This window comes from Streptomyces sp. NBC_01288, from assembly GCF_035982055.1.
In the GTDB taxonomy this organism is placed as follows: Bacteria; Actinomycetota; Actinomycetes; order Streptomycetales; family Streptomycetaceae; genus Streptomyces.
Genome location: NZ_CP108427.1, coordinates 4,947,472 through 4,965,016, shown reverse-complemented (window position 1 = coordinate 4,965,016; position 17,545 = coordinate 4,947,472). Strand labels below are relative to the sequence as shown.

The window sequence follows — 17,545 nt, the reverse complement described above, 5'->3', positions numbered from 1 at the left end:
CGAGGGGGGACGAAACGACCATAAGCCGCACTCCGGGTCGACGTCCCAGGTTCGTAAGAAGGCCATGGGGATCAGGGGATCAGCGGACGCCGAACCGCCGTGCCCGCCGGGTGGCGCTCCCGGCACCCGTGCGACTGTCCTTGCCGAAGAGGAAACTCAGCACGACGGCGACAGTGAAGGCGACGGCCAGCCGAAGCCCCCACGCGGCGGCCGAACCGTCCTCGATGACGGACGCGAAAGCGGCCTGCCGCATCAGGGCGCTCCCCAATGGAAACGACCCCGCGCAGCTCAACACGTAGACCCACAGCGGCGGTTCGTTGAAGGCGATGAGGACCGAGGCCGAGACGACGACGATCACACTGAGTACGACGGTGAGCGAAGCGATGTCCATGTCCATGTCCGTAAGCATGTCGTCGGGCGGACGACGAATCGTCGACGCAGCGGAGGAGGGGGGCCTCTATCCAAGGGTGGAGAAGCTTCCGCCTATCCCCGCCCCGCCGTGGCCAGTTGCCAGATCTGGGCCGCCGTCTCCTCCGCGGACTCCGTCGGTGGTGGGTTGTTGGGGAGTTGGGCGGGGACGGTCGTGTTCTTCTTCTTGCCCGGGCGGTCGGCGAAGAGGGCGATGGTCAGGGTGAGTTGGGGGTCCTGGGTGGTGGACCAGATGGTTCGGCGGGTGATTCCGCCGCCTGCTCCGGCGGTGAAGGAGGTCTGGGGGGTCGGGGTCTTCTGGGCGGTGGGGGTCGAGGGGATCGCCTCCTCGGGTGTCTTGGAGGGCTCTGACGTCTTGGGTGTCTGGGACATCTGCGCGTTCACCATGAAGACGTCCCGCTCGTCCAGCATGTGTCGTGTGTCGGGGTGGGCCGTGTATATCTGGCGGCCGTCCCGGGTGATCTTCGTGATCGTGTACGGGGTCGCGTACAGCCCGTTCGCCGCCACGGTCGCGTAGGCCGAGGCCAGTTTCAGTGGGGTGGGTGCGGGGGTCTTCTGGAGGTCGGTCAAGGGGGAGCCGAGGAGGACCTTGCCGAAGGGGTCCAGGGCCGTTCCCGCTTCTACGGCGCCACCGACCGCGTCGTTGAACGGTTGGCGGGCGTAGTCCGAGCCTCCGTACAGGAGCCGGACCGCTCCGTCGCCGGGTTTGATCGCCACGACCGCTGTGTGCAGGGTCGTGCCCTTGGTGGACTTGAGGTTCTTCACCGCCTCCGTCGTGGCGTCCTGGAGGGCCAGGTCGAACGTGGTGTGGACGGTGTAGCCGCCGCGGGCCAACTGGTCCTCGGTGATGCCGAGTCGGTCGGCGGCCTCCTGTGCCGCCACGTCGATCATGTACTGGCGTTGGCCCTCGGTCGTGCCCGGCGGGTAGAAGCGGAAGGCCGGGAAGGTGGCGTCGGCGCGTTGCTTCGGCGTGATGGCGCCGCTTGTCGCCATCGCGTCGAGCACCCATGACCAGCGTGCCTTGAGGGTCGCGGTCACCTTCGGATCGGAGCCCGCCTTCTCGTAGTACGACGGGATGTTGACGATCGATGCGAGCGCGGCGCCCTGGGAGACGGTCAGGTTTCGGGTGTCCACGCCGAAGTAGTTGCGGGCGGCGGCCTGGATGCCGGCCGAACCCCGGCCGAAGTAGACCGTGTTGAGATAGCCCGCCAGGATGTCGTCCTTCGATCGGGTGCGGTCGAGTTTGATCGCGATCAGGGCCTCGTGCGCCTTGCGGGACAGGGACTGTTCCGGGCTCAGCAGTGCGTTCTTCACGTACTGCTGGGTGATGGTGGAACCGCCCTGGCGTTCGCCGCCGGTCAGCGAGGCCAGCACCGCGCGGGTGATGGCTCGCGGCGAGACGCCGTCGTCCGTGCGGAACGAGCGGTTCTCGGCCGCGATCACCGCGTCCTGGACGTATCGCGGGACCTGGGACAGGGGTACCTCCTGGCGGTCGACCGGGCCGCGTCGGCCCAGGTAGGAGCCCTTGTCGTCCACGAAAACCGTGCTCTGCGTGACCGTCTCCGGGTGCGGCTCGGGGATGTCGGTCAGGCGGTACGCGACGACCGCGGCCGTGCAGAGTGACGCGATCAGGAGCAGGACGGCGATGAGCAGTCGGCGCAGCAGGCGGCCCCGGGTGCGGCGGAGGCGCAGGCGGAGCGGGATGCGCCGCAGGTGGGCGTGGGCGCGGGTGCGGATGCGGTGCTTCACTCGGCTGCCCCGCCCCGTGCGACGGCCTTGCCGGCCGCGTCGTACACCGTGACGGTCGGGCCGCCGTCGACGGAGCTCGACTTCAACTCCTGCGGCGTCAGCGGTGTGCGCGCGTACCAGACGCCCCAGCCGGGGCTGCCCGCGAGCGTGAGGACCGTACCGGTGATTCTGTGGTCCTCGACGGTGACCTCGACGCGTGCCGGGTCGGCGGACAGGCCTCGGTACAGGCCCGACAGGAAGTACGACGTGTTGTTCAGCGGGTCGGGTTGTACGGAGACGGTCGGTTTCCCGCTCTCGGCGCTGACCTTCTTGCCGCTCCCGTACCTGTACGTGTCCCGGTACTTGTTCGTGTAGGTGTCCTCGTCACCGGCGTCGGTCAGGCCGAGGAACTGGTTGGGCGCTTCCGGTGTGGACCAGTGCTTGCCGTCGGTGGTCAGCCAGACCTGTACGCCTGGTACGGCGTCCACGCGTTCGCCGGGCGCGACGATCCGGATCGGGCTCTGCGCCACGGCGGAAGCCCCGCTGCCCGACCCGTCCGTGGAGCCGCCGCTCATGAACCGGTTCGCGCCGAACACGGCCCCCGGCACGAGCAGCAGCGCGCAGACGGCTGCGACTGCTCCTCTACGACGCCGTCGTAGCGCCCTGCCGTCCTGTTCGACGGCATCGAGCGGAACGTCGAACGGGACGATCCCGGCGGCGGACTCCGCAGCCTCCGCGGACTCCGCAGCCTCCGTGAAGAGACCCCGCAGGCGCTCGGGATCACCCCCGTGAGCCGCCGATCCCCGCCGGGCCCGGCTCCTGACCGCACCGGCCGACCAGCCGAGCAACTGGGCGATCTCCGCCTCGCGCAGGCCTTCCCAGTGCAGCAACACGAGCACGGCTCGTTGGGCCTTCGGGCGGTGCGACCGCCCCCGCGCCCCGCGCAGATACTCCTTGACCAGGAACCGTCGTACATAGAAGTCCACGTCGGCCCGAGGTATTCGGCGCCACCGGGCGCACACCTTCACCAGGGTTCTCCGCACCAGCTCGGTCGCCTCGCGGCGGTCGCCGGGGGTGCCGGTGAGCAGGTGGGCGGTGGTGACAAGCCGGGGCAGGCTCGCGCGGGCGTACGCGGTGAAGTCGTCGGGGGAGTGCGGCACTTCGGGGGTCCTCCGGTACGGCTGTGGGGGAAGTGGATCCAGGGACGCGTGTTTGTCGTCTCTCCTGTGGGGCGTGTGGTGAGGACGCGGCCATCGGGACCTGTACGCACGGCGAGGGCGGTCAGGTTGCACGGGAATTCCAAGACTCCGGTGAGGTCATGACCGAGGACGAGTTCGACGCTTTCTACGCGGCCACGTTTCCCCGTCTCACCGGCCAGCTCTCGGCGTTCACCGGTGACAGGGAGGAGGCGCAGGACGTGGTCCAGGAGGCGTTCGTACGGGCCTGGGACCGGCGCGGGGACTTCCTCGCGGACGAGGCGCCCGAGGCGTGGATCCGTACGGTCGCCATGCGGTTGGCGGTGAGCCGTTGGCGCCGGGCCAGGCGCTGGCTGGAGTTGGTGCGCCGTACTCCGCCGCCCGGGTCGATGCCGGGACCCGACCCTGATCACACGGCACTTGTCGCCGCGCTGCGCCAACTGCCCAAGGCACAGCGGATGGTGATCGTCCTGCACCATCTGTGTGACGTGAGTGTCGAGCAGATAGCCTCCGACACGGGTGCGCCTGTGGGGACGGTCAAGGCCAGGTTGTACCGGGGGCGGGCGGCGCTCGCGAAACATCTGACGGTTGACGAGGCCGACGAGGCCGACGGGGCAGACGGGGCCGAAGGCGCCGATGAGGCGGGCGACGCGGGCAACGCGGACGCGTCGGTTCGGAAGGAGAGCGGTCGTGTCTGACGAACTCTCCAAGGACGGAGTCCCCGCCGCCGAAGTTTCCGTCGACTCCGAACTCTCCACCGCCCTGCGCGAGTTGGCGGCACGCCATGAGACCCTCCCGGTGCTCTCCGGCGCTGCGGTCCGCGGCCGTGCCGTGCGCCGGGGGCGCCGTCGGACGGCGGGCACGTTGGGCGCGGGTGCGGTGGCTTTCGCCCTGGTCGCCTTCGCGTTGAGCGTCGGTTTCACGCACTCCGCGGACGACGGGGACGGGCGTCAAATCCCGGCCGCCACCCACGCCGACCCCGTCCCGTCGCCCCGCGTCACCTCCCCCGAGGTGACAACTCCCGTACCGCGCGCGTCCGCCACGGGCACCGTCGTCCTCGGCAAGCGCGCCCTGATCGTCGGGGACCGGGTCATGCCGATGACCTCCGGCCTCCCCGACGGCCTTGACCTGGCAGGGCCGTTGACCGTCTACAAGAAGCACGAGACCAAGGTGGAGACGGTCACCGATCTGGCCGGCGGAGTCGCCTACACCACGGAGGTCTCGCTCGCGGTCGAACTGCGCGACACCGACGACCAACCGGTCTACGTCGGCATCGCCTTCTCCTCCAAAGAGCAGAGCACCGGCAAGCGCGACACGGGCGCCGGCTGGATCGGCCTGGACTCGGCCGACGCCAAGTGGTTCTACGAGGACGCGAAGATCGGGAGCGTCCTTTCGGTTACCGGTGCCGTGTCCCGAACGCCGGGATGACCGTCGAAAACCCCCGCTCACCGCCTCGGTCCCGCGAAGGCGTACGCCGCGGTGCCAACTCCCAGGAGCAGCAGGGCGGTCCAGGTACCCGCCGCCGAGCCGGCCGGCAGCAGCATCCAGGTCGCCACCCGCGTCGCCGTACTCGTAGCGGCCGGGGCGAAGAACGTGAACGACAGCCAGGCGAACGGCAGCGTCCACGCGTACCGCCCGCCCGAGAACGCCGCGCCCAGGGCGGCAAGCCCGGTCAGTCCCGCGCTGTCCCGCACGACGAACTCGGTGACGGCCATGGACGTCCCCACGGGCGTGCCCGCCCCCTGCACGGCCAGCAGCACCGCCGCGACGACCGCCCCGGCGAGCAGCACATGCGCCGCTCTCCGCGGCACCCAGCGGATCGCGGCCGTCCGGTCCAGCGCGAGGTCCTGCCCACTGAACCCGATCGAGGCCGCCATCACTCCCGTGGCGAGGACGAGCACGGGCAGCCGCCCATCACCGAACCCTTGGGCGCCGCCCCCGGCGAGTGCCCGCATCGCCGCCGCGCTGATCACCAACGCGACGAGGGACGCGGGCACTTGACGCGAGCGGGCGTACAGCGTCAGCCATCTCCCCGGCATCCATGTCACGGGCTCCCCTCCCACCGGACGCACCTCACCGGCATCCATGTCACGGGCTCCCCTCCCACCGGACGCACCTCACCGGCATCCGCCTCGCCGGCACTCCTCTCATCGGGACGCACCCCTCCGCACCCATGTCACCGGCACCCCGTCTCCCCGGGATGCACCTGTCCGGCACCCGTCTCATCGGGACGCACCCGCCCGGCTCCCGCCTCACCGGACGCGCCTCCCCGGCACCCGTGTCCCGGGCACCCGTCCCACCGGGAGGCACTTCCCCGGCACCTGCCTCCCCGGCACCCATGTCCCGGGCACTCGTCATACCGGGACGTACATCCCCGGCACCTGCCTCCCCGATATCCGCCTCTCCGCCCCACCTCACCGAACCCCCCGCCCCGACAACACCTCGAACGGATCCCCCGTACAAGCCAGCGCAGCGCCCCGCATCGCATCGATCCGTGAGACCTGCTCACCCCGCGGAAGCGCCATGAGCTTCTTCCACACCGGACGGGCCTTGGCGTCGACCTCCTCGCGCAATCCGGCCGTCAGGCCCGGCAGCGGCTTCAGCTCCCCGAGGACCCATCCGACCGCGACAGCCTGCGCGTACTGGTCGTCGCCGAAGCCGCTCCAGCCGGTCGGGGTGCAGCCCGGGACCAGGCCCTTGGCGAGCAGGGCCCATGTCAGTTGGTCCTTGCCCTTCGCCGCCGCGACGAGGTCGTCGTCGAAGTCGAGGAGCACAGTCGTACGGGACCACTTCGGTGTGGAACCCTCCGCCTGCACGGCGGTGTCCTCCCGGACCGAGACCGGCGCCCGTTCGCCCAGCGCGCCGTGCAGCAGCCGTAGCGCCTCCTTGCCGGGACCGGCCAGTTCGGCGAGCCGGTCCTCGTGAGTCCTCGTCACGCACACCGGGCCGTCGCACACCGGCTCCGCGGCGGTCTTGTCGACGACGTACATCCGGCTCGGGTCGGAGGGGAGGACGAGCAGGGCGAGGACCGCGCCCGCCAGGACCGGGGTGAGGGCGAGCAGTCGGGTGCGCCGGGTCGCGGCGATCAGGAGGGCGAAGCCGGTCGTGGCCATGCCCAGGGCCCAGATCGTCTGGCCGATGTGCACGGAGGTGGAGAGCGTGACGAGGGCGCTGTGGACCTCGTCGACCTCGGGTGACAGGAGGGAGACGCGGTTCGGTTCCGTGGTCGGGAATCCCGCCGCCGGGTCGGTCGTCGCCGTCCGGCCGAGCGACAGGTGCATGAGGGCGGCGAACGCGAAGGCGCTCATGGTCAGCAGGGGCGGGGTGAGCGCGGACGGCAGGGCCCGGCCGACGCCCATGCCCAGCAGGGCCCCCGCCACCAGGAACAGCGCCCCCACGAGGGAGATCGGTAGCCAACCGGCGTGTGTGTAGGCGGTGTTGGCGAGTACTTGGACCCCGCCGACCAGGATGAGGAGTGCGTAGGCCGAGGCCAGTGTGATCGCCGTCGCGCCCGCCGGTACGGCCGCGCGGTGCCGGGCCGGACGCGGTGTGCTCGTCAGCAGTTCGACCATCCTCGAACGGTGGTCGCGCAGCCCCTGCAACGCCCCGAACCCCACGGCGATCGGCCACAGATAGAACAGCAGGCTCCGGGTCCACAGGGCCAGGGACGTCCACTGGGCCGTCCACGCCGTGGTGCCGTTCCACCAGCCGCCGTTCACCAGATACAGGAACGCCAGCGCGCTCGTCAGGATCACGCCGCCGGCCCAGGGGGCGACGGAACGTCTCAACTCGGTACGCAGGACACGGAAGTCGACGTCGACGCGCGGGACACGGAAGTTCGCGCCGGCGCGTGGGACACGGCCGTTCACCAGGAGCCCCTCTCCCGCTCGGGGTCCGACAACAGCGCTGAATATCCCCGCTCCAACGGGCTGTCGCCCACATCCTCGGGCCCACCCACCGCGGCCAGCTCGTCCGGAGTGCCCTGGAAGACCAGCCGCCCCTCGGCGAACAGCACCACGTCACCGCACGCGGCGGCGACATCCTCGACCAGATGGGTCGACACGACCACACACGTGTCCGCCCCCAACTCCTGCAACAGCTCCCGGAATCGCAGCCGTTGGGCCGGGTCCAGACCGGCCGTGGGTTCGTCGAGCAGCAGGATCGCCGGGTCGTTGACGATGGCCTGCGCGATCCCGACCCTGCGCACCATGCCACCGGACAGCGCCTTCATCCGGTCGTCGGCCCGGTCGGCCAACCCCACCCGTTCCACGGCCCGTTGCACCGCCCCGGGGATCTCCGCCTTGGGCACTTCCTTCAACCAGGCCATGTACTCGACGAATTCACGCACGGTGAACCGCTTGTAGTAGCCGAACTCCTGCGGCAGATACCCGATCCGCCGCCGCAGCGCCCGGTGCTCACCCATCCCGCCCGCGGACTCCCCGAGCAGTTCCAGGGTCCCCTCGGCGGGCCGCAGCACGGTGGCCAACGCCCGTATGAGAGTGGTCTTTCCGGCCCCGTTGGGCCCGAGCAGACCGTGCACACCGGTCCCCAACGACAGATCGAGCCCGTCGACGGCCATCCGTTTCCGACCGACCCTGACCTTCAACCCCGTGGCCCGGATCTCCCAGGCGTAGGGCGTAGGCGCGATGTCGGCCGCGCTCACCGCGGGCATCATGTGCTGGTCCTTTCCAACGGATTCCCCTCTGGCCCTTCTCATCGATCTCCCACCGGTCACCGATGGGCTCCCAGCACGGAGTACGCGCCCCGGCGGACGACCACGACCCCGACGCCGACCGCGAGAACCAGCCCCCACACAGCCAGCCCGCCCGCCTGCAACGCGAAGGTCGCACGGCTGGCGACCACGGTCGGTGCCAGAACCACGGCGGCCCATACGCCGACCACCGCCACGGCGGCACGGGTCACCCCGACGACACCGCCGAGCGCCAGGGTCGTAGAGGTGAACGCCAGACAGGGCAGCAGCCACTGCGCGGCCGTCACGCCCGGCACCCCCGTGGCCCAGCCGCCCACGAGCAGCGCGGGAACTACGACGGCAAGCACGGACGCCGTACGCCGCAACACCAGTTGGAGCCCGGCCCTCGGCACGGAAGCCGTCAACTCGTAGGCGGGATCGAGCCCTTGTGACCACGACGCCGCGACACCGAGCACCGGCAGAACCGGCGCGAGCAACAACACCAGCGACACACGGCCGGACCCGGGCCCGAACCCGTAACCGCCCCCGACGAGATCGAGTAACAGCGCGAGCACAGTGACGCTCACGACCGTCCCCAGCCACGGCACCATCACCGGCGTCAGCCAACTCGACACCCGCACCGACCGATACCGCCGCCGCGCCACGGACACGCCCAGTCGAGGCTCAAGCCCGTCCCGCACACTCCCGACGAGCGCCGCCACGTCCGGCACCTCCGCGGCAACGGCCGCCGCGAGCCGGTCCCGACAGACCCCGCACGTCTCCAAATGGGCTTCCACGGCCCACACTTCATCGGCGGTGAGGTCGTCGCCACCGAGGCCGCGCGCGTAACTGCCGATGATCCGGGTCGACGCATGTTCCACGCTCATGTCAGCGCCCTCCGCATCGCGATCCGGGCCCGGCGCGCACGGGTCTTGACCGTGCCCTCGGGCAGTCCGAGCAGGACGGAGGTCTCCCGGACGGACAGCCCGTCGAGCACCAACGCCTGTAGTACTTGCCGGAGTTCCGGCGCGAGACACCGCAGCGCGTCCCCGACGTCACCGCCGACGGTCGCCGCGAGCACCTCCTCCTCGGCGCCGGGGGCGACGTCGACGGGTGCGGCGGCCGGCGGCGGCTCGGCGTGATGGGCCCGGCGCCGGAAGGCGTCGACGAGCCGCCGCGCCGCGATCGTCCACAGCCACCCGACGGCCGTCCCGCCCACCGAGGCCCCCGCGAACGCCCCCGCCGCCCGCCACACCGCCAGATACGTCTCCTGCATCACCTCGGCGACGATCTGCTCGTCGGCACAGCGCCGGCGCAGCCGTACGGCCATCCACGGCGCGGTACGCCCGTACAACTCGTCGAACGCCGCACGGTCCCCCCGTGCCACCAGCCGCACGAGCCGCTCCTCGTCCAGCTCACCGAGTGCCTTCCTGACTGCTCTCACACCGGCTAGACGCCGGGCGGGGACCGCAGGTTTTCCATCTGACGTGAGCCCCGTCACATGGTTGTCGGTGCTGGGCCGGGGGAGCGTGCGACGAATCCGGAAGGGCGGGCGGTCTCGGACCAAGGGTGAGCGGTCCGGGACGGCCGACGCTCACTCCGGAGGCTGAATCGCGTGATCACCTTGGTCCTGATCGGGCTGCCGGGAGGACTGATCACGGCTGTGCCGCCCCGCATCCCGCCGGCGCTTCCGGTGGCGTTCCTGGCCGGAGGCCCGGGAGGGCGGACAGGCGCGGGTGCGGGATCCCTGGCGAGGCGAGGCCGGCTGCGGACGGGCGCCCCGGTTCCGAGCACGGCGCCGGGGCGCCGGGGCGGTGCCGGGTGATGCCCTCGTGGCCGCTCCGCGGCCCGCCGCGACCGTCCGCGACAGCAGCCGTCCCTACGTCGTCGTCACGGGCCTGGTGTGGTGAAGGAGCCCTACTCCAGGGTGGCCTTCGGGATCTTCGCGAAGGCGTCGTTGGTCGGCGCGAACACTGTGATGCCCGGGCGTTGTTGAGGGTGTCGACCAGGCCGGCCTTCTTCACCGCGGCCACGAGCGTGGATAGCGCCGGGTTGTTGGAGGCGGCGGTGGCGGGGTCCTTGGCCATGCAGTCGAAGGAGCCGGCGCCGCTCTTCGGGACGCCGGAACAGGCCGTACCGAAGGGCTGGTCGTCGGTCGTGGCGCCGGCGTTGTTCACGCTGTCGCCGGACGCGGACGAGGACGCCCTGGTGGAGGCGCCGGACTTCGCGGAGCCGCCGGCGTTGCCGCCGCAGGCGCTCAGAGCCAGCGGAAGCACGGCCGCTGCCGCGACGACGACCGCGGTACGGCGGATACGTTGGCCGTCTGCCCGATCGGATGAAAATTTTCCCCGACCAACCGGGGCCGCATTGGCTACGGATATGCCGCTACGAATACGCGGCTACGGTCCACCTGCCGCTCGCTCTTCACGGGCCGGGCCATGCCACCTGAGACGGGACGCGGGAAGGTCCCCTGAGTCGGAGAAGGTTGCTCAGGCCGAGAAGCGGGTCAGGGCGAGCGGCGTGGTCGTGGGCTGTTTCGAGCCGCCCGCGGGTTCGACGGTGATCCCCATGCCCGAGGCCCCGTCCACGGCGCCTCGCAGGAGGACGGCCTGGTCGGCGCGGTCGGGGTTCATCAGGCCGGCCGACCGCATGGTGCCCCCGTCGTCGAACCAGAGCTGGTAGACCTTCCCGGCAGGCGCGTGGGCCATCCCGGAGACCACGAACACCGCCCGGTCCCGGCTGCGGGAGACGACGACCGTGCCGTCGGCGCCCCCGGGCAGCGGCACGGCCTGGGCCCGGGCATCCGGCGCGGCGAGCACGGCGCTGATCCGTGTCGTCCCCTGTTCGGCCCGGTGTGCCTGGGCGAGCGCGCTCTCGGCCCGCTGGTGCTGCCACACGGCGGTCCCGCCGAGCGCGGCAGCGGCGGCCAGGCAGGCGGCCAGCGTCCACCGCGACAGCACGCGGGCCCGCAGCACCGCGCGACCGGAAGGGATCGCCGGATTCCCGCCCGGTGCCTCCTGACGGACCGCGGTGATACGGCTCAGGACCCGCCCGCGCATATCCCGGTCGGGTTCCACGGACACGGCGAGGCCCAACCGGGCCGCGGTGGCGGACAGTTCGGCCGCCTCCTGGGCACACGCCTCGCAGCCCGCGAGGTGCCGCTCGAACATCTCGCACTCCTCGTCGGACAGGGCGTGCAGGGCGTACGCGCCGGTCAGCAGGTGCAGGTCAGCGGTGATCACGCGGTCACTCCCAGGCAGTCGCGGAGCCGGATGAGGCCGTCCCTCAGCCGGGTTTTGACGGTGCCGAGCGGCAGGGTGAGCGCCTCGGCGACCTGGCGGTAGGTCAGTCCCCGGTAGTAGGCGAGGGTGACGGCCTGGCGCTGGATCTCGGTCAGCGTCCGCAGACAACGCCGTACCTGTTCCCGCTCCAGCCGCGCCTCGACCTGCTCGGTGACCTCGTCGAACTCCGGTGTACGGGCGAGCAGCGCGGCCTTGTTGTCCCGGGCCGCCGCGGCCTCCACCGAGCGCACCCGGTCGATGGCGCGGCGGTGGGCCAGGGTGAGGATCCAGTTGATGGCCGTCCCGCGGTCGGCGCGGTAGCGCGGGGCGGTGCGCCACACCTCGACCAGGACCTCCTGGGCGACCTCCTCCGACTGGGCGTGGTCGCGCAGCACGGCTCGGGCGACACCGAGAACCGGGCTGACGACGGCGTCGTAGACAGCTGCGAAAGCCTTTTCGTCGCCCAGGGCGACCCGGCCCACCAGCTCTTGCAGATCGGGCTGCATCGACGGATTTCCGCCGATACTGATGGCTTCTTTCACAGGGATCCTTCGTGAGCGGGACATCTCCGGACGTAATCCGATCCTGAACCCTGCCGAGGATTGGTCCCGGAGCGCCGGAGGTTCACCCGTGGGCCGTGGGCTGTGGGCTGTGGGCCGTGGGCCCGATGACCCGCACGGAACCGCGGGAGGCGGTCGCCGGACCGGCCACGGCGGAGGGCCTCACCGCGACGGGTGGCGGCCATGGCCGCACATGAACGAGCCCCCACCCATCAGGGCGGGGGCTCTGCCGCATCGCTCGGCATGCGGTTCGGGCGGGCGGGATGATCCCGTTCGGCCCCGGGCCGGAGCGGAACCTGTCGACGACGGGGTCAGCCGGTCGTGAGGAGTTGCCCGGCGGTGTCGTACACCTGGCCGGTGACGCCGTTCACGCGGTACGTGTCGACCGCTGCCGCCTCCTGCGAAGCAGCGCCCTTCCCGTCGCCGGGCCACGTCACGTTCACCAGCCAGTTCGGCTGCCAGACACCGTCCTGCTCGACTGCTTTCACCGTGACCGTCCTGGTGTGGAATTCCGCACCGGTGTTTCCGTTGGCCCGAAGTTTCGCCGCCACCACCTTGTTCACTTCCTCTTCGGCCTGCCCGGCGTCGAGCTTGGCCTTGGGAAGATTCGCCCGGGTCGGGCCGAGGGTGACGTCGATCTGGGACACCCGCCCGGCCCTGTCCACCTGGACGTCCAGCATCCGGGGCATGAGGACGTTGTCGTGAGCCCATCTCCAGGCCGTGATCCAGCCGAGTTCGGCCTTTTCGCCCACGGGGGACGTCTGCGTCATGGTCGCGCTCATCGCCCACGGGTACTTTCGCTGGGCGTACGACTTCGTGAGGCGAGAGGCTGCCGCATCGCTGGCCGGGGCTTTCGCACCTTCCAGCGGGTATCCCATGACGGTGGACCGGTCGCTGTTCTCCAGCTGTACGTTCAGGTGCTTCTTGTCCGGCCAGGAGAGACTGCCGGTGCCGAAGGCTTCGGAGTGTCCCTCTTCACGGCTGTACAGGTTGAAGATGACGGTGGTGCATGAGGGGCCCGCACACGGCCGCTCGTACAACTGCCCGAGCTTGTAACGGTCGCCGAACGCTTCTTTCACGGCGGCCTCGACGGCCCGCTTCTGCGCGGGGTCCGCGTCGGCGAGGCTGCTGCCGTCGATGTTCGTGACGTCGAGCATCGGGCGCGCTAGTCCCGATCCCAGGAGGAGCAGTGCCGCGAAGGCGATCAACGTCCCCTTCGTGCCCGCCTTCCAGACGAGCGAGTGGCGGATCGCGAGGACGGCCGCGGCGACGGCGAGCCCTGTCAGACCTCCGACGATGCTCATCTCGGCGTCCGAGCTGTCGCAGACACGCCCCAGGCCATTGACGGAGGCCTGAGTGAACTCGATGGCCAGAGGCAGCGCGACGACGCCGAACAGGACGGGCAGCGGGCGACGGACGGCCAGGACGGCGCATGCGCCGACCGGGACCATCATGGCGAGGTTCCACCACCCCCGCGTGGTGTGGAAGGGCTCGGCGAACTCATGGTTGAGGACACACGCGCCGCTGGCCGAGCCGGCGCCCATGAACGTGACACCGAGGACGCCGGTGAGAACGAAGGCGAGTCCGGACCACCATGCGCCGTGAGGGTTCCCCCGTTTACGGGCGAGCGTCCACGCCGCGCCGCCGCACATGAGGCCGATCAGTGTGCACACGGCCAGATAGCCGATGTGGTGCTGGAAGATCGCGGAAAACACGGCGCGGTTCCTTGCTTGGTCAGGGCGAGGTGAGCGGATTGGGACAGGCCCCGCCCTGGCGGGCGGGGCCTGTGGGGCTCTGCTTTAGCAGTGCGAGGTGGGCGTCTGGTACGTGCTGCCGCTGTTCATCAGGCCGATGATGTTCGAGCAGTAGGCGTCGGCCCCCAGCGACCACGACGCGTTCTTGGTCTGGCCCGAACTGATGGAGACGGCCGCCTTGTAGTGGGTGGTCCCCGAGCGCGAGTAGCCGAGGCTGGCGGAGATACCGGATCCGCCCGACTTGTAGTACTGGGTGGTCATGACGCCGCTCCCACCCTGGTGGATGGTCAGGATGCCGTTGGACAGCGAGGTACACCGTTCCATGGGCTCGCTGGTGGCGGTGTAACCGGAGCTGTCGCAGTAGGCGGCGGCCGAGGCGGTCGGCGCACCGAACATGAGAGATCCCGCCGCGATGGCAAGGGCGGCGAGAGTGGCGTTGGTACTACGGCGCATGAAGTCCCCCTGGATGTAATGCGCATGCCAACATCTCCGGCGCGTGGACACGCGGAGAGGTGGTGCTGGGTGGAAGGTCGTGACCACTTGATCACACACTGCTTACTTGGTAAAGATCACTTGACCATCCCATGGGGATCCTCTGAGCTTCATCTGAGGTTTGAGTCACCGGCCGCGTCACGGTCACGCGGCGCATACGGACACCTGGCGGACCTGCGCGGCAACCCACCGGATCGATCCGAACCCGCGGGCGTCATGAAGCACGGCGACATGTGTGCGCCGGAACTCTGAACGCGAGGCGAACCGTGGCCTGCGATGTCGTTCCGCCGAGTGGTGCGGCGGCGCGGAGTTCATCACTGTGCGGGCAGGTTCAGCAGTGTGGCCGTCTCCGTGCCGGACCGGGGTTCCGCGGTCGGTGCGGCCTCGTCCTGCGCGGCCTGCCCCATCGCAAAAGGGGTCTGCTCCAGCACAAAAGAAACGGCCATTCTGTTAGTGTCCCCCCGCAAGCAGAACAACAATTCTTTTTGTGAGGGGGGTGTGGTGCCGCGACTCACCGACGCGCGCAAGGAACTTCGGCGCGCCCAGATCGCCGAGGCCGCTGTCCGCTGCTTCGGCCGCAACGGCCTGGAGCGGACGTCGATCGCCGACATCATCGCCGAGTCAGGCCTCTCGGCCGGCTCGATCTACGCGCACTACCGCAACAAGGCCGACTTGGTCCAGGCAGTCGCCCGCGGGGATCTCGCCGAGCGCGCCAGGGTCCTCGGCGAGCACGCCGCGAGCGACGTCCCGCCGGACCCCGACGAACTGCTCGCCCGGCTCGTCGCGGCGATCGACCCCGTCAGGGCCCGGCTCGCCGTACAGACCTGGGGCGAGGCGACCACCAACCCGGCCGTCCGCGACATCGTCGTCGACATGACCGACCGGATGCGCGCGATGCTGCACGACTGCGTCACGGCGTGGCTGGTCAAGGTCGAGCACCACGACCCGGCCGGGGCCCGGGAGAGCGCCACCCCGATCGCCCACCGGGTGATGGCGCTCTATCAGGCCGAACTGCTCTACACCGCCCTCCAGTCACCGCCCGAGGAGGCAGCGCCATGACCACTCCCACCACTCCCACCGCTACGTTCGCCGGCCGCACCGTTTCCCGGATCGGCTACGGCGCGCTCCAGTTGGAGCGCCTGCGCGACCGCCGCGCCGAGGCCGTCGCGTTGCTGCGCCGCGCGGTCGAGCTGGGCGTCGACCATGTCGACACCGCCGAGTTCTACGGCTTCGGTTTCGCCAACGCCGTGATCCGCGAGGCACTGCGCCCCGAGGACGACGTCCTGGTCGTCACCAAGGTCGGCGCCGACCCCGACCCCGGCGGTCACCCGCCGCTACGTCTCGCGCAGCGGCCCGAGCAGCTGCGCGCCAGCGTCGAGGACAACCTGCGCAGCCTCGGCGTCGACCGACTCCAGGTGGTCAACCTCCGCCGTCTCGACTCCGGCCCCGGGCTGCGTCCCGAGGGCGACCAGGTCGTCGACCTCGACGACCAGCTCGCGGTGATGACCGCGCTGCGCGACGAGGGCAAGATCGGTGCGATCGGCCTGAGCAGCGTCACTCTCGACGTCCTGCGCCGCGCCCTGCCGGCGGGCATCGCCTGCGTGCAGAACGCCTACAGTCTCGTCTCCCGCGCCGACGAGGACATGCTGGAACTGTGCCTGGCCGAGGGCATCGCCTGGGTGCCGTACTTCCCGCTCGGCGGGGCCTTCCCGGGCCTGCCCAAGGCGACCGACGAGCCGGCGGTGCACGCGGCGGCCACACACCTGGGCGTCACGGCCACTCAGGTCGGCCTCGCCTGGTTGCTGCACCACGCCCCGAACGTGCTGCTCATCCCCGGCACCGCCGACCCCGCCCACCTGGAAGCCAACACGGCGGTCAGCGAGATCACCCTCGACGCCGCGACCCTGGCCGCTCTCGATGCCGTCGAGTCCCGTTCCAACGAGGTCCCCCTCGGCTGACCGGAGCCAACGAGATCTCCCTCGGCTGACCGGAGTCGACCAGACCCCGGGCGCGACCACACGCCACCGGACACCCCGACGGAACTCCCGGCCGCGCCGGGAACCCCTCCTCCACCAGGTTCTGAGGACGAATCATGAAGGCCATCGTGTACCGCGACGCCGGCGGCCCCGACGTTCTTCGACTCGTCGACCGTGACCTGCCCGCGCCCGGCCCCGGCGAGGTACGCGTCCGGGTCGCCGTGTCCGGGGTCAACCCGACCGACTGGCAGACCCGCTCCCGCGCTGCCCACCCCGGGCACTTCTCGGAGGTCACCCCGCACCTCGACGGCGCCGGCACGATCGACGCCGTCGGTGAGGGGATCGACCGGAGCCGGGTCGGTCAGCGGGTCTGGCTGTTCATGGCCGCCGCGGGGCGGCCCACCGGTACCGCCGCCGAGTTCACCGTCGTGCCCGCCGAGCTGGCCGTGCCGCTGCCCGACGAGGTCGGGTTCGACGTCGGCGCCTCACTCGGAGTCCCCGCGCTCAGCGCACACCGCGCGCTCACGGTCGCCGAGGACGGGCCGCGCCGTCTGCGGCCCGGAGCGCTCGACGGCAGGGTGGTGCTCGCCGCGGGCCGCGCCGGAGCGGTCGGGCACGCGGTGATCCAACTCGCGCGGTGGGCCGGCGCCACCGTGATCAGCACGGTCAGCGGCCCGGAGAAGGCCCGGCTGGCCACCGCCGCGGGGGCCCACCACGTGCTCAACTATCGCGAGGGCGATCCGGCCGCGGAGATCCGCAAGATCGCCCCGGACGGCGTCGACATCGTCGCCGAGGTGGCGCTCGGCACCAACCTCGCACTGGACCTGGCCGTGCTGCGGACCCGCGGCACGATCTCGGCCTACGCCAGCGACGGTGGCAGGCCGGTCGAACTGGACGTGCTCCAGAGCATGGTGCTGAACGCACGCCTGCAGTTCCTGGTGCTCTACACGGCCGGTCCGGAGGCACTCGCCGCGGCTGTCGACGACGTAGCCGCCGCAGTACGCGACGGCGCGCTGCCGGTCGGCGAGGAGCACGGCCTGCCGCTGGTCCGCTTCCCGCTCGACCGCACCGCCGACGCGCACCGGGCGGTGGAGAGCGGAGCCGTCGGCAAGGTCCTGGTGAGCGTCATGTAGTGACACGCGTCCGGCCACTGCGCCGCCCCAAGCGCCTGTACGCGGACCGCGGTTATGACCACGAGGTCTACCGGGACAAGGCCCGCCGGTTCCGGATCACCCCGCACATCGCCCCGTACGTCGCCCGGCGCGGCGCCGGGCACGGCTCCGGCCCGGGCGTCTACCGCCGGGTCGTGGCAGTCGAGCCCGCACAGCCTCACAGTCAAACAGCCTCACAACCGGGATTTCAGCACGTCGACCTCACATCGTCCGCAGGGCCCGCTCGAACGCCGCGTCGCCGCCCGGTCCGTACTCGAAGCGTGCCGG

Annotated in this window: 18 protein-coding genes and 1 pseudogene; 5 read left to right on the top strand and 14 right to left on the bottom strand. The window is 70.9% G+C overall.

Features of this window, described 5'->3' with window-relative positions:
• Positions 1–79: 79 nt before the first annotated feature.
• The 3 genes from OG194_RS22115 to OG194_RS22105 all read right to left on the bottom strand — a co-directional run bounded on the left by OG194_RS22115 (position 80) and on the right by OG194_RS22105 (position 3,317).
• On the bottom strand, positions 80–397 hold the full coding sequence (locus OG194_RS22115) for a hypothetical protein (RefSeq protein ID WP_327402550.1): 318 nt from the start codon (positions 395–397) through the stop codon (positions 80–82).
• An 86-nt stretch (positions 398–483) separates the two neighbouring features.
• Positions 484–2,178, bottom strand: coding sequence for a transglycosylase domain-containing protein (locus tag OG194_RS22110; protein WP_327402549.1), 1,695 nt, complete (start codon positions 2,176–2,178; stop codon positions 484–486).
• A complete protein-coding gene (locus OG194_RS22105) occupies positions 2,175–3,317 on the bottom strand; it encodes a sigma factor-like helix-turn-helix DNA-binding protein (protein WP_327402548.1) in 1,143 nt (380 codons plus the stop codon). Before OG194_RS22105 ends, OG194_RS22110 begins: the two co-directional genes overlap by 4 nt.
• Before the next feature lie 158 nt (positions 3,318–3,475).
• On the opposite strand from OG194_RS22105, the gene OG194_RS22100 reads away from it, so the two are divergent.
• The gene (locus OG194_RS22100; protein WP_327402547.1) at positions 3,476–4,051 is read left to right on the top strand and encodes a SigE family RNA polymerase sigma factor; all 576 of its coding nucleotides are present in this window, start codon (positions 3,476–3,478) and stop codon (positions 4,049–4,051) included.
• Complete coding sequence (locus OG194_RS22095; protein WP_327402546.1) at positions 4,044–4,781, top strand: hypothetical protein; 738 nt, start codon at positions 4,044–4,046, stop codon at positions 4,779–4,781. The genes OG194_RS22100 and OG194_RS22095 overlap by 8 nt, the downstream gene beginning before the upstream one ends.
• A gap of 17 nt (positions 4,782–4,798) precedes the next feature.
• Here the strand turns inward: OG194_RS22095 and OG194_RS22090 are convergent, their stop codons facing one another.
• The 11 genes and pseudogenes from OG194_RS22090 to OG194_RS22040 all read right to left on the bottom strand — a co-directional run bounded on the left by OG194_RS22090 (position 4,799) and on the right by OG194_RS22040 (position 14,576).
• On the bottom strand, positions 4,799–5,392 hold the full coding sequence (locus OG194_RS22090) for a hypothetical protein (RefSeq protein ID WP_327402545.1): 594 nt from the start codon (positions 5,390–5,392) through the stop codon (positions 4,799–4,801).
• A gap of 375 nt (positions 5,393–5,767) precedes the next feature.
• On the bottom strand, positions 5,768–7,153 hold the full coding sequence (locus tag OG194_RS22085; RefSeq protein WP_442811797.1) for a hypothetical protein: 1,386 nt from the start codon (positions 7,151–7,153) through the stop codon (positions 5,768–5,770).
• A 65-nt stretch (positions 7,154–7,218) separates the two neighbouring features.
• The gene (locus OG194_RS22080; protein ID WP_327402543.1) at positions 7,219–8,028 is read right to left on the bottom strand and encodes an ABC transporter ATP-binding protein; all 810 of its coding nucleotides are present in this window, start codon (positions 8,026–8,028) and stop codon (positions 7,219–7,221) included.
• A gap of 56 nt (positions 8,029–8,084) precedes the next feature.
• Entirely contained in the window at positions 8,085–8,930 is an 846-nt protein-coding gene (locus OG194_RS22075; protein ID WP_327402542.1) for a zf-HC2 domain-containing protein, read from the bottom strand.
• Positions 8,927–9,487 (bottom strand): RNA polymerase sigma factor, encoded by a 561-nt coding sequence (locus OG194_RS22070; protein WP_327402541.1) that lies wholly within the window; start codon positions 9,485–9,487, stop codon positions 8,927–8,929. Before OG194_RS22070 ends, OG194_RS22075 begins: the two co-directional genes overlap by 4 nt.
• A 476-nt stretch (positions 9,488–9,963) precedes the next feature.
• Positions 9,964–10,355: pseudogene (locus OG194_RS22065) on the bottom strand (fasciclin domain-containing protein); the annotation flags it as partial.
• Positions 10,356–10,532: 177 nt separating this feature from the next.
• A complete protein-coding gene (locus OG194_RS22060) occupies positions 10,533–11,285 on the bottom strand; it encodes an anti-sigma factor (protein ID WP_327402540.1) in 753 nt (250 codons plus the stop codon).
• Entirely contained in the window at positions 11,282–11,866 is a 585-nt protein-coding gene (locus tag OG194_RS22055; protein ID WP_327402539.1) for a sigma-70 family RNA polymerase sigma factor, read from the bottom strand. The genes OG194_RS22060 and OG194_RS22055 overlap by 4 nt, the downstream gene beginning before the upstream one ends.
• A 329-nt stretch (positions 11,867–12,195) precedes the next feature.
• The gene (locus tag OG194_RS22050) at positions 12,196–13,599 is read right to left on the bottom strand and encodes a VanZ family protein (protein WP_327402538.1); all 1,404 of its coding nucleotides are present in this window, start codon (positions 13,597–13,599) and stop codon (positions 12,196–12,198) included.
• Positions 13,600–13,683: 84 nt separating this feature from the next.
• On the bottom strand, positions 13,684–14,091 hold the full coding sequence (locus OG194_RS22045; protein WP_327402537.1) for a hypothetical protein: 408 nt from the start codon (positions 14,089–14,091) through the stop codon (positions 13,684–13,686).
• A 353-nt stretch (positions 14,092–14,444) separates the two neighbouring features.
• On the bottom strand, positions 14,445–14,576 hold the full coding sequence (locus tag OG194_RS22040) for a hypothetical protein (RefSeq protein WP_327402536.1): 132 nt from the start codon (positions 14,574–14,576) through the stop codon (positions 14,445–14,447).
• A gap of 55 nt (positions 14,577–14,631) precedes the next feature.
• Between OG194_RS22040 and OG194_RS22035 the strand changes: the two genes are divergently transcribed.
• From OG194_RS22035 to OG194_RS22025, 3 genes are all read left to right on the top strand, one after another.
• A complete protein-coding gene (locus OG194_RS22035; protein ID WP_327402535.1) occupies positions 14,632–15,189 on the top strand; it encodes a TetR/AcrR family transcriptional regulator in 558 nt (185 codons plus the stop codon).
• Positions 15,186–16,088, top strand: a complete 903-nt coding sequence (locus tag OG194_RS22030; RefSeq protein ID WP_327402534.1) for an aldo/keto reductase — start codon at positions 15,186–15,188, stop codon at positions 16,086–16,088. The genes OG194_RS22035 and OG194_RS22030 overlap by 4 nt, the downstream gene beginning before the upstream one ends.
• Before the next feature lie 134 nt (positions 16,089–16,222).
• The gene (locus OG194_RS22025) at positions 16,223–17,239 is read left to right on the top strand and encodes an NADPH:quinone reductase (RefSeq protein ID WP_327402533.1); all 1,017 of its coding nucleotides are present in this window, start codon (positions 16,223–16,225) and stop codon (positions 17,237–17,239) included.
• Positions 17,240–17,545 lie beyond the last annotated feature (306 nt).

Bases quoted from the DNA above. Each gene is read 5' to 3' on its own strand.
- OG194_RS22115 (WP_327402550.1), bottom strand. From the start codon at position 397: ATGGACATGGACATCGCTTCGCTCACCGTCGTACTCAGTGTGATCGTC.
- OG194_RS22100 (WP_327402547.1), top strand. From the start codon at position 3,476: ATGACCGAGGACGAGTTCGACGCTTTCTACGCGGCCACGTTTCCCCGT.
- OG194_RS22090 (WP_327402545.1), bottom strand. From the start codon at position 5,392: ATGCCGGGGAGATGGCTGACGCTGTACGCCCGCTCGCGTCAAGTGCCC.
- OG194_RS22080 (WP_327402543.1), bottom strand. From the start codon at position 8,028: ATGATGCCCGCGGTGAGCGCGGCCGACATCGCGCCTACGCCCTACGCC.
- OG194_RS22075 (WP_327402542.1), bottom strand. From the start codon at position 8,930: ATGAGCGTGGAACATGCGTCGACCCGGATCATCGGCAGTTACGCGCGC.
- OG194_RS22045 (WP_327402537.1), bottom strand. From the start codon at position 14,091: ATGCGCCGTAGTACCAACGCCACTCTCGCCGCCCTTGCCATCGCGGCG.
- OG194_RS22040 (WP_327402536.1), bottom strand. From the start codon at position 14,576: ATGGCCGTTTCTTTTGTGCTGGAGCAGACCCCTTTTGCGATGGGGCAG.
- OG194_RS22030 (WP_327402534.1), top strand. From the start codon at position 15,186: ATGACCACTCCCACCACTCCCACCGCTACGTTCGCCGGCCGCACCGTT.
- OG194_RS22025 (WP_327402533.1), top strand. From the start codon at position 16,223: ATGAAGGCCATCGTGTACCGCGACGCCGGCGGCCCCGACGTTCTTCGA.